Source organism: Vibrio sp. EA2, from assembly GCF_033042495.1.
Classification (GTDB): domain Bacteria; phylum Pseudomonadota; class Gammaproteobacteria; order Enterobacterales; family Vibrionaceae; genus Vibrio.
Window position 1 is genome coordinate 67905 of the sequence record NZ_JAWLID010000009.1, and the last position, 11342, is coordinate 79246.

General features: G+C 41.8%; 10 protein-coding genes. 1 reads left to right on the plus strand and 9 read right to left on the minus strand.

Annotation, left to right across the window (positions count from 1 at the left end; translation table 11 throughout):
- Window positions 1-16 precede the first annotated feature (16 nt).
- From RXX31_RS17235 to RXX31_RS17250, 4 genes are all read right to left on the minus strand, one after another.
- Complete coding sequence (locus tag RXX31_RS17235; protein ID WP_317590872.1) at window positions 17-892, minus strand: GIY-YIG nuclease family protein; 876 nt, start codon at window positions 890-892, stop codon at window positions 17-19.
- Window positions 892-2136 carry a restriction endonuclease subunit S gene (locus RXX31_RS17240; protein WP_317590873.1) on the minus strand — a complete coding sequence of 415 codons (1245 nt, stop codon included), beginning with the start codon at window positions 2134-2136 and terminating at the stop codon, window positions 892-894. Before RXX31_RS17240 ends, RXX31_RS17235 begins: the two co-directional genes overlap by 1 nt.
- Window positions 2126-3643 (minus strand): type I restriction-modification system subunit M, encoded by a 1518-nt coding sequence (locus RXX31_RS17245; protein ID WP_317590874.1) that lies wholly within the window; start codon window positions 3641-3643, stop codon window positions 2126-2128. The genes RXX31_RS17240 and RXX31_RS17245 overlap by 11 nt, the downstream gene beginning before the upstream one ends.
- Before the next feature lie 254 nt (window positions 3644-3897).
- The gene (locus tag RXX31_RS17250) at window positions 3898-5127 is read right to left on the minus strand and encodes a chromosome partitioning protein ParB (protein WP_317590876.1); all 1230 of its coding nucleotides are present in this window, start codon (window positions 5125-5127) and stop codon (window positions 3898-3900) included.
- Between the two features lie 147 nt (window positions 5128-5274).
- Here RXX31_RS17250 and RXX31_RS17255 point away from each other — a divergent pair, with 147 nt between their 5' ends.
- Entirely contained in the window at window positions 5275-6465 is a 1191-nt protein-coding gene (locus tag RXX31_RS17255; protein WP_140266672.1) for a hypothetical protein, read from the plus strand.
- 464 nt (window positions 6466-6929) lie between these two features.
- Here the strand turns inward: RXX31_RS17255 and RXX31_RS17260 are convergent, their stop codons facing one another.
- The 5 genes from RXX31_RS17260 to RXX31_RS17280 form a co-directional block, all read right to left on the minus strand.
- Entirely contained in the window at window positions 6930-7373 is a 444-nt protein-coding gene (locus tag RXX31_RS17260; RefSeq protein WP_054395099.1) for a hypothetical protein, read from the minus strand.
- A 1-nt stretch (window position 7374) separates the two neighbouring features.
- Window positions 7375-7860 (minus strand): TIR domain-containing protein, encoded by a 486-nt coding sequence (locus RXX31_RS17265; RefSeq protein ID WP_258641257.1) that lies wholly within the window; start codon window positions 7858-7860, stop codon window positions 7375-7377.
- A 12-nt stretch (window positions 7861-7872) separates the two neighbouring features.
- On the minus strand, window positions 7873-8397 hold the full coding sequence (locus RXX31_RS17270; protein WP_152916931.1) for a toll/interleukin-1 receptor domain-containing protein: 525 nt from the start codon (window positions 8395-8397) through the stop codon (window positions 7873-7875).
- A 244-nt stretch (window positions 8398-8641) separates the two neighbouring features.
- The gene (locus tag RXX31_RS17275; RefSeq protein ID WP_317590879.1) at window positions 8642-10822 is read right to left on the minus strand and encodes an AAA family ATPase; all 2181 of its coding nucleotides are present in this window, start codon (window positions 10820-10822) and stop codon (window positions 8642-8644) included.
- Window positions 10809-11342 carry a hypothetical protein gene (locus RXX31_RS17280; RefSeq protein WP_317590881.1) on the minus strand — a complete coding sequence of 178 codons (534 nt, stop codon included), beginning with the start codon at window positions 11340-11342 and terminating at the stop codon, window positions 10809-10811. The genes RXX31_RS17275 and RXX31_RS17280 overlap by 14 nt, the downstream gene beginning before the upstream one ends.

Consider the following 11342-nt stretch of genomic DNA (forward strand, 5'->3'; position numbering starts at 1 on the left):
GCCTTTGTTTTTAGTTTTAATTCATAGTTTGTTCACTGGCTGATTCAAGTGTTCGTCCTTGGTAATCATGCAAGGTGACACCTTTATCTGTTTTCCAATCTACCCAGCCATTAGAAGTGGCGAGCAACAGGAACATGGATGCACCGCTTGGTGTTCTGAATAGGTAGTCGCGTTGAAAGACAAAACGTTGACCATCAGTGTTCACGACACCTTTTGCGAGTAACTCGTCCCGCTTATCGTAAAAGCGTTGTTCGGTTTTTCTTTTTGTTGTCATCGGAGCAGACGAGCCTTTCAAGACAACCATTCCTTCACTGGTATAGATGCCTTTCGCATCAACACCTGCACGATTACATACAAAGGTCTGTTCGGTCTTTGTCATTGCTGGTTCTGTAAGCGGTTCGAAAATCGGGTAACCCAATGTTGCCAGTAGCAAACTGCCAATATCATGGATTTCGTCGCAATCTGCTTTTAAAGGGATAGGAGTATGAGGTTTTTGCCCACCATTTCCATTGAGCAGGTCATAACGCTGGCAGGACTTTGCTTTTTCAATCGAAAGAGATTCCAGATACAGCACGTGGGTCTGAGTCAAATTATTAGTAAGAGAAATTAAAACTAAGGCTCGTTCCCAATCTTTTTTCTCATCTTTATGATGCTGCATTAACCGAGACCCTACATCACCAGATTGACCTATGTAGCATTCTTCTTTGTTATCACCAGAAACAAGAAAGTACAAACCAACTTGCTTTGATTCTGGCATTTTAACAAACTCGGCCATTTCACTTCGCGGCACTTCAATCAAGCGAATGATTGAGGTGGTTTGTTCTGCAATGCGAATACCCGATGGGTCTCCACTAGGTAGAAAAATCTGGATGGTGCGAGGTCTCTTATTCATTATGCGACTTCCATTTCTTCAACGTTTACACGGCACTTACCCGTTAACAACTGCTGCATCAGTGCTTTTTTCTCCTGCTTGAAGTGAGCAAGCTTGGCTTCTAGTGCTTCGATTTCTTTGTCGGCAGCAGTTAGAACAGAAGCTATTTTTTGTTGTTCAACGATAGTTGGTAGTTTAATAGTAAAACCCTTGACCATTCCCGCGTTGAGGTTTGATTGAGTTCCCTGTTGTCCTGTTAAAATAATTTTTTCTTTTAAATTAATAAGGTAATAGTACAAGTAGATATTAATTAAATTACTGTTAGGTCGAATTCCAAGAATAGCTTGAGATGAGCAAAGCTCTACTGTTGCAATGCTACACTCACCTATAGAGGCATACATCGCATATAAAACAGTTCCTTTAGGATATAAACGAGCGCTACTATTGGCTATTCCTTCATCAGTAAGAGACTTTTCTGTTTTCGAAATCCACTTACCATGCTTTGTCATATCGGCAATAGAAACCCATGGATGTTTTCCATCATAGTATTCACTTACAGAAGATTTAGGCGTACCACCGCTATTCATAGCAGCGACATCACCCAACTTAACCTCTTCCCACGTCCCCTCAAACACCTTACCCGTTTCAGGATTAAGCAAACGTTTCTTACCCGTCAAAAGCTGCTGCATCAGGGCTTTTTTCTGCTGCTTACTGGTTTCAATCAACTTTTCTGTGGCAGCAATCGCTTTGTCCCATGTTGAGAGAATTTTGGCGATTTTGCGTTGTTCTGGGAGTGATGGTTTTAAAATTGGTGTTTTCTCAACTACAGATTTGTTTATCTTCACCATGGAGCTACTACTGCCCGCTGCACAGTTTTTGAAATACTGTCTGGCCTTAGGTGACTGGAGGTATATTTCCAGATAACTTGGTTCTACCTTAGACTCGTCAGCACGAAATTTCATCATTAAGTCAGGGTAAGAGCAGTTCGGGATTTCACCTCTAAACATAACAGAACGACCAACTTTATCAGGTGTATTTGAACGACTAATTAAAAAGTCACCATGACATAGCTGAGTCTTGAGTACTCGTTCTGTAGCTTCAACATTTTTGATATTGGCTGTATCAAGAGTATGGTCGGTCAATGCACCTAGCCCCAGAACAACATACCCTGTGTTCTGCTCGACGGCATTTGGTGAATAACCATTTTTGATTGATGTACAAAGTAAATTCTTAAGGAGAGTCTTTTCCCAACCACTAGGCACCATAACCCAGCTCCTCTAGGTAACCAGCCATTTCTACTTCTAGATCGGCTAACTCCTTCTGCAATGCTAGACGTTCAATTCGTACCGCAACTAAATCTATCTCTTCTTCTTCCTCAAACGTGTCGACATAACGAGGAATATTAAGGTTGTAGTCGTTCTCAACAATCTCTTCGAGCGTTGCTAGGTATGAGTATTTGTCGGTGGTTTCACGCGCTTTATAGGTATCAACAATCTTTTGAATGTTCTCAGGCGTTAGCTGGTTCTGGTTCTTACCTGATTTGAACTCACGAGAGGCATCAATAAACAATACCTTGTTATCGTTTTTCTGTTTTTTGAAGATCAGGATGGCGGCAGGGATGCCTGTACCGAAGAACAGTTTCTCAGGTAAACCAATCACTGCATCGAGCAAGTTTTCGTCAATCAATTGTTTACGAATTTTACCTTCTGAAGATGCTCGGAATAGCACACCGTGAGGTACAACAACACCCATACGACCAGTCTGTGGTTTTAACGTCTCAATCATGTGTGAGATAAACGCATAGTCACCTTTAGTTTTTGGTGGAAGACCACGGCGAAAGCGACCAAAGTGATCATTGCTCGCGATGTCGTATCCCCATTTATCTAAGGAAAATGGAGGGTTGGCGGTAACCACATCAAAGTGCAGTAATCCACCTTCCTGATCTTGTAGCTTAGGGTTACGAATTGTGTCCCCCCACTCAATACGGTGGTTATCTTCACCATGCAGGAACATGTTCATCTTCGCCAGTGACCAAGTTGAACCAATTGCCTCCTGACCAAACAAAGCATACTGCTTCGAACCGCCAAAGTTCTTTTGAACTTGCTTACCACACTTCATCAATAGTGAGCCTGAGCCACAGGCTGGGTCACAAATACTGTCGCCTTGTTGTGGTTCAAGGATGATAGAGAGTAAATCAGAGACTTCTGGTGGTGTATAGAACTCGCCAGCCGATTTGCCACTACTTGCCGCGAAGTGTTTGATTAGATACTCGTAGGCATTACCTATCACATCTAATGAGCCAACACGGCTAGGGCGAAGGTTTAACGTCTCTTTACCAAAATCTTCCAGTAAGTGGCGAAGGATTTCGTTCTTTTGCTTTTCATCACCAAGTTTATCGGTGTTAAAGCTGATGTCTTGGAACACGCCTTTTAACTTGGTGCCGTTGGCTTCTTCGATAGCGTGCAGAGCTTGGTCGATACGTGATCCGTTACCTGCTTCATGACGAGCTTCATATAGCTCCCAAAAAGTTGCGCCTGTTGGGACTTTAAAAGACTGGCTCTCCATCATTGCTGCGATCAGCTCTGGTTCATCCCCGTATTCAACCGTTAGTTCGGCTACTTTATCTCTATGTACATCGGAAATGTACTTTAAGAACAACATGGTTAGGATAAAGTCTTTGTAAATCGACGGATCAACGGTGCCTCGGAAAGTATCACAGGCAGCCCAGACGGCTTTGTTTATTGCATCTTGACTAATATTAGTATGGGGCATTTACTACTTGCTCTTGAATAATGGTGAATATCAAATCGAAACCAACATTAGCTAATGTTTACAATCAAAGATTCAGTGACTTAGCAAAAAGGAGTTTCATTGTTATTTATGTTTGTTGCTGCAATTCTATCACTAAAGAAGAGGAAAAATACGTACTTTAGGTGGCGGTGTTGTGGTTAGATAAACGCATGGTTCAAAGGCTGGGGAAGGAATGGGAAGCAGAGGTGAGCGGACATGCTCACCCCTTACTTTGATTAAGCGATCTTGAGCTGAACATTACCTTGTTTTTGAATGTTTTTTGGCGTCCTTCCTTTAGGTAAGCAAGGAATAGTGAAGGCCTCATTAATATTACCAGCAGCAGGAAGTTGGATTTTGTTTCCATCCGCATCTTTTTTGTATCGTGCAACCCTTCGCACGCTAATTTTGTTTCCTGTAACCGCAATACCAAGATTCATGTTCCACCCCTTGAAAATTGCAGATAATTTGCACAACAGTGAGTACGAGGTGGACTCATGAACGAGTGACTGAAGATAGTTCCGTACCTGATACTCAATATCATCCTCCGACTCCAAACCCAATGATGAAATGATACGAGTAAGATAAGTTTCTGGTGTCATAGGCAAAGTCTCATTAAGTGAAGTTTCTTTGAGTTTTTGCGTAATCAGATAGTGTGCAAACGCATAAATTGCCTCAGAAACTTGGCTCTCCAGTCGATGGCGCTTTACTACAGTTGCAACAAAATGCACCGATAACGCTAGCTCCTCATTTTCTTCCACATATGCCAAAATCTCAGCGGGTTGAAAGGATGTGCCTTGAGTTCCTCTAAACGCATAAGGGTTAGAACTTTTCTCAAATGCTTTTGCTAACATCGCTACTCGTGACAGTACGTTCGCGTTGACCTTAACCCCCGCCATTTCTAAAACCTGAGATCTAGACCTCATGTTGCCTACATCGATGTGCGCGAAGGACAGATCGTCAGTGACTCCATAGGTTACGGGCGCAATAAATCCAGCCCCTGATTCATAGGATGCTTCTAGACGATGATGTCCGTTCAAAATTTCTCCCTCATCAGAGAAAATGAGTGGTTCACCAGTAAGGCACCATTGGCCTTTCGCCATAGCCTCCGCGTATTTCCTGATCTTTGCCTTGCTCAATTTTCTATTTTTATTGTTGTCATTTATGGCTCCGCGCCGAGAAAACTTCAACATGTCTCTGGCTAACTGGGGTGTGATGTAAATGACCGTGTGTTTTAGACTCGTTTCTACTTGTTTTACCCCGGAGTAGTAGCGTGCGTTGGACTTAAAAATATCTTTTAGTTGTTCGGACGATAGAACAGAGCTGGAATTAGCTAAAAGTTTTTTAGAACTTGCTAAATAACTAGAGCTTTCTTTGTCATCATATCTATCTACCAACGAGTCAACTATCGATGTTTCTAATTCCTGATCTGATATTTCATCAAATGCGTTTTCTTTGTTATCTGCCATTTGCGACCTCTCTGTATTACTTGTGGCAATATAATGACTAGGCATTCACCTGCCTTAGATAATTACCATTATTGATCCGACATGCACGTCGGATCAAACTTTAATTTTGTTTTAGACTGCGCTTTTCAGATAACTGGATGAAAAAACTTGATACTTTCGGATAAAAAAATCAGTGGGATCTTGCTTTCTTCGGAAGGACGAACGCAAAAAACACTAATTGCAACTATGCCTGTGTTTGAAGTCGCCGCTTTTTTTTCGGTAGGAAACTTATTGCCCGAATTAAAATGGGCAGCCGATGCCGCTGTTAATGCTAAAAACGCTGACAAGGTTCAAGAAATTCAAGCTGAGCTAGAGAGTATCCTGTTTGATAAATCGGTATGCATGCCGTTGTCCCTAACATTTGCGGTTATCGGAAAGCCACACCTTCATCATGCAGCTCGTTCCCTGCCCACACTGAGTTACAACCCCTCGGATACTCATATTGTGGGGAACGTTTTAGTGCTGGTAGCAATCTGTAAGATTCTTGGCTTAAAAACGTTTTTGTTTAGCTCAAGGCTAAGTGTTAAAGAGGCTAATCAGAAGAGCGAGCTTAGGCAGCGCCTAGCTATGGAAAACGTGGAGGTACGAGTTGTATTTGATGACGAGAAGGGGTTGGAAGCCAGTCATGCTATCGACCTGTTTAAAAAAAGTAGCATTTTTGACTCATCATTGAACCTGCCTCATCTGAGTGAAGGAAAAAACTTACTACCGAATGATGACTTCCCACTAAAAGATTATATAAATCAGCTAATAAAAGAAGCGAATATTGAACGTTATGGTGGTGTTAACTTTAATTCTAAGCATGTAAAAGTATCAGAGAGCAGCATTACCACACAGTATATATTGTTCAAATTAATTGTTGGTGCCGTGGCTGGGGTAGGAACGCAAGAGTACAGTAAGATGTCGAAAGACGTTACTTTATCGAGTGGTGATAGTCTTTCATCTATATTGTCAGAAGGTTATGTAAGTAATATTGCCAGCTTCTTAGCAGCTTGGCTTGAACCATTGAAGGAAGCGTTTGTGCATAATCGCTCTGGTTACCATTTATCTCCTCAAGTTTGGCAAGCAATAGGCCTCACAATCCATCAATTAGTGAGCAATGGCGCGTCACTAACGGACTTAAGTAACGCAGGTAGAGAGCTAGGCCAACTAGACTACAGCAAGAACGCTACTCACTGGAAAAAGTGCTCGGTAATGGAGTTGGACGCTAAAGGCAGTATTTACAAAAATGCGGCGAATTCGACTCGACAGTTTCGGATAGGGCTATCCGAGTATTTTCTCTCATTGCTAGCAGTGTAAGAGCTGACCAATCACATGTGGGATGTGTGTAGTTTTACAGCTTTAAAATAAGAGCCTGTTATATAAGAGCTTCCGATTAGTATTATCCCATATTTGATAGTGATCTCATGGGCAGGCATCTTTGTTCTATCTATGTTCACCTTCAAGCAGTCCTTGCACGAAATCAACCAATCGCTAGATAACGCTAGTTCTGACGATTTGATGGATAGAGTTAGCTCACACCCTTTTTCACCAAGGCTGGCATTGACTACGTGAAACAAGTTCATTCGTTCTTCAGAGTTTAATTTATCAATATACCGAACAAATTCCTCCACTTTAGGCTCCTTCTTAAAATTCAGTAAGTATGGATTGCGTTCACTAACTAAAAGGGGTCTACCAAGTCGTTGGCTATTCAGCCTGTCATTTCTACTTAGATGCTAACGGCTAACTAGCGTTCACGTTATCTTTATAGGTAAATTAAGCAATTAACCAATGGCTATCCATTTAGTGATTAAAATTAACGCTGCGAGTGAAGCATAGAATCCCCATACAGAGAAGGACTTTAAAGACTGCCACTGTAAGTTTGAGATATTTCCTTTCGGATTTACTGAATACAGATCCTCTTCAGTTAGAGATTTGTTATGAAGTTTCGAAATGAAAGCGTTGTAGGAGTTCCTAAATGCTTTTTCAAGAGCTAAATAATATGCATCTAAAGCAGTAAAAACTATTGTTGGTAAAAGGGCAATATAGGCGTAATCAGGTTTCCCTTTGTCCGCTACGATTACTAAAACAGCAGATACCAAAGTTACACACCAAGCTTTACATGACGAGCTATTAGACGCCATACGTTGTATTACACTTTGAAGAATGCTCAAATGTGTTTGTATTGATGCAGCTTCTGGGTTTACTTCAATATGTTTGCTTGTCATCTCAGTTTGCCTTATTTCGAATGGCGTATTCAATCCAGCTTGAAATGTTGTTTGCGATATCTTGGTAAGCGCTAAAAGAACTAGGATCATAGCAAGGTACAACACTAGACATCGCTCTACCATCGTTGAACTTAATTAGGTCAAACGGGTTTGCCCCTTTTCTGCTAGTTCCAGTTCTTGGGCACCTTACATTGTGAATGTGAATACCTAACAACGCTTTCCCATCATTCCATGCCTTGATTATTTCATGTCTCACCCATGGCCTTGAAGCAGTTTCGCTACCAATCAAAACAATAACACATCGCTTGTATTTCATATTTTGATCTATCCAACTCTCAACTGCTTTCTTGCCCGTTTGCTTGAGTTTTTCCCATTCATTTGGAGTAGTAGGCGAGTTACCCTCGATGCTGCCGATATTTCTTATTTGCTGAACTCTCATTACATCGTTACTAAAATGAAAGCTATAAAAAACTGGAATCTTAGCCACGTTCAATTTCCTTTATAGATTTTCTACCCAAGTTCCCGACTGGTTCGTTCCTGCACCAAATACCGCGTACCCCGACTTAAACCTAGTACTTCCTTCATCTATCTTTTTGTACAGTTGAAGATACTCATTGCCGTACCATCTCCCTGAGTCATCTTCTGTTGGAATGATTAGTACCTTCTCATCACCTTTAGTAGAATCTGCAAAGCCAATCTCCCAAGGGCACCAACGTGATTGGGTGGAATTATTTGTTGCCAAGAACAAAAACCATTCATTAGTTTTGATCTTGGTTTTAATTCGGTGTGCGGTTTCTCTGTTGGGAGTACTCGGCATTTCACTATCCTCCCAATCAATATACAAGTCCCAGCCATTTTCTTTCATCAATACTTGGAGACCTTTGGCTAACTCATGGTCTTTGTGGCTGTGACATAAAAAGGCAGTTTGTTGATTTTTTGCTAAAGCTTCATTGAGTGACTTTGCTACGGCAAACCTTCCCGAGCGATTTGCGGCTGACCTTAAATCCCTTACTTTAATAGCCATTTATATTCCTGCTTTTGTAGTAACGTTAAAATTGAACAGAGGTTAAACAACATTCTCGCATAGTTATATTGCTGAAAGTTTAGGTAATCATACTGGATTTAAGTTCGAATTATCATGATGTTGATAACAACTACTACTATTAGTCGGCATCGTATCATCTGACAACGCAGGGAGCAGAATTACAGTCTAAAGAAGGAATCGGCCAATGAAATTCATGTCAACGTTGTAAATCTTAGGTTAATATCTAAGCAGTCGTTTGAAAATCTGGGTTCTTTAGGAGCATCCACAAGGATGTTCGTCTTATCTGGAACGATGGTGGAGCTTTGATCACTTTTTGAAATATATCTTCTGTACTGATTATATCTACTTTAGTTTTTGCCCGAGTCAAGGCTGTATATACCCAAGATCTATCAATAACTCTAGATGTATCGACCACCACAATAACCCTATCAAACTGCGAACCTTGAGCTTTATGTACTGTGATACAATATGATGCCGAGAGGCTTTGTAATAGATTGTCGGTTATTATCACTGTAGAACCGTCTGACAGGGTTACACCTCCAAAGCTACCTTTCCCTCTAGACACCTCCTCTAAAACCCCCATAGTCCCGTTCTGGACGCCTTCATCCCAGAAGTTTTTATTAAACACAACAGGATCGCCTTTTCGTAGAATGATTTTGTAGTTGTCCACAATATCTCCTTCTTCTGGAGCAAAGATAGGCGTACCGTCAGGGTTGATAGAAAACTGCGTTGCTCGATTGATTTCTGTAACTCTAGTATTACTCCCCGCAACTACCATAGCGTCACCACAAGCCTCCGTCATCAGCTCAACAGCTCTCTTAGAGAACAGTTGTCTTGGGGTGTTGTGGAAAGTGATATTCCCCATAGTCAAACAATCCGGTGTAACACCGTGCCTAATCAATCTGGTGTATTCTGGAATCCCGCTCTGTTCAGATGAGCGCTTAACGATATCTAGTTCTACAGTTGGTAGGCATTTGGCCTTAATGAAGTCATGCAGTGCCAAACCATATCCCACTGGCGGCAATTGGTATGGATCACCTACAAAGATGAATCTAGTGTTTTCAGGAACTTTTCGCAATAGGCGAAACAATATTGGGATGTCCACCATGCTGGCTTCATCAATTACTACAACCGACTTATCTCCCGACTTCATATCGCCTCTCATGAGGGCACCATGTATCGTTTGAGATAAATATCCAGTGGTATCTCGGATGCACTCTGCGGCTCGCCCCGCGAGCGCCATCGGATAAACCTTGTAGCCAGTATGGCTCAAAGCCTTGAATAGGGCTTTAAGCACGGTTGTCTTTCCAGTGCCAGCACCACCTGTCAGTATGAAAACCCCACTGGACATCCCTGTTTTAACTGCCTCTTTTTGTTTTGCAGTTAATTCAAATGGAAGATCCTTTTGAGCAACATTGAATGCCCAGTCCATCTCAGGAGACCAACTTGATACTTGGGACTTCAGATGGAGTAATTCTACTGCAATGAAATGCTCCATGATTAACGGGACTGAAGCGTGGAAGCCGAACTCAGATTTACGAACTTGCGATGCTTTATTCGCTAGGCTCAAAGCCTTGAATGCTAAACTTTGACTTTCCAAAAGGCTTCTTAATGGCTTGTAGAGAGTCTTCTCGTCGCTAACCGTATGACCTTTCCCAAGCTCTTTTTGAACTACATATTCAAGCGCTGCAACCAGTCGTCTTTCATCGTCCGGGTTGGATATGTTGAATGTCTTTGGATTCTGAGCGAGAGCATCTATTTCATTAAATGTCATACCTAGAGAGACGGCGACGTATGGGTTTTCCTTGATAGCGTCAATCGAGTCGGAGCCATGAAAAGTGATGATTTTATTGATTGCTGATGTTTTAAAGCCAAATTTCCTTAGCCATTCAGCGTGCGCTAATGTTGAGTATTGCTTGCAGGCTTTTACGAATACCTTGGCGGTCTCAGGTGTCAAAAAGTCGAACTTCGACAGGTCATTTTCATAAGCGTACCTAAAAACATCTTTGCCTAACCTAGTCCAAATTTCGTCAGCTTTAGACCTTCCAATTCCTTTGAAATCAGGGCTATCTGATACGTAGCGCCTGAACTCTTCACCTGTATCAGGCAACAAGCAGCGTACGTTGGTAGCTAGGATTGTATAACGCTTGCGGGTTTTGCCAGAATTGAACTTTAGTAGCTCTGGTTTCCCCTCGTAATCACCAGTGACCCTCCATAGCTGCCCCTTCGAAAGGGGAATGGAGTTGGAGTCTATCGGTGCCTTGATTACATATAACTTATCATAGTCTTTAGTGTCTGGTTCAGGGTCATGTCCTTCAACACGCTCAGCCGTAAAGATTAAGTTTTTATTGGAGAACCAGACAGCAATTACGCGCATCTTCCATAATTGATTAATGCTCTTCAAAAAAAACCACTCCATGTTTAGCAATTACATCAGCGAACCTGCTAGCCTTTCCTCGACTTTCCAGTTCAGACTCAAGTTGTGCAATCTTAGCTTTGAGCACTTCATTTTCAGCAATAAGTGCCGGATCATTTATGCTGACTTTACTAGTTGATGGCGCTTTACCTTTTGCTGTGGAACCTTTTTTACCTTTCGATGGTTGCAGGTGTTCGTTTAGAACTAGGTAATCCAACAGTGACTTAAGATCAGCCTGTATGGACTTGCTCTTGCGAACACTATCTCGGTTAGGGAAGCCAAGAGTGTCCGCAAGGGCTTTAGGAGCAAATTCTCCAGTCTGATTACTGATGTGTTTTAGAAGGTCTAACACTCCTTTCTCAGAAATAATTATGTTAAGAAGGTTCAACTCTTCTTTGATATCTTTAAGCTTATGTGCGGAAGTCTGACATGATCGGCTCAGATCAACGTGATGAAAAAGCCAAAGCCTAAATGTAGAATGTCGTACTTGACCTGTTTCTAAACTCAT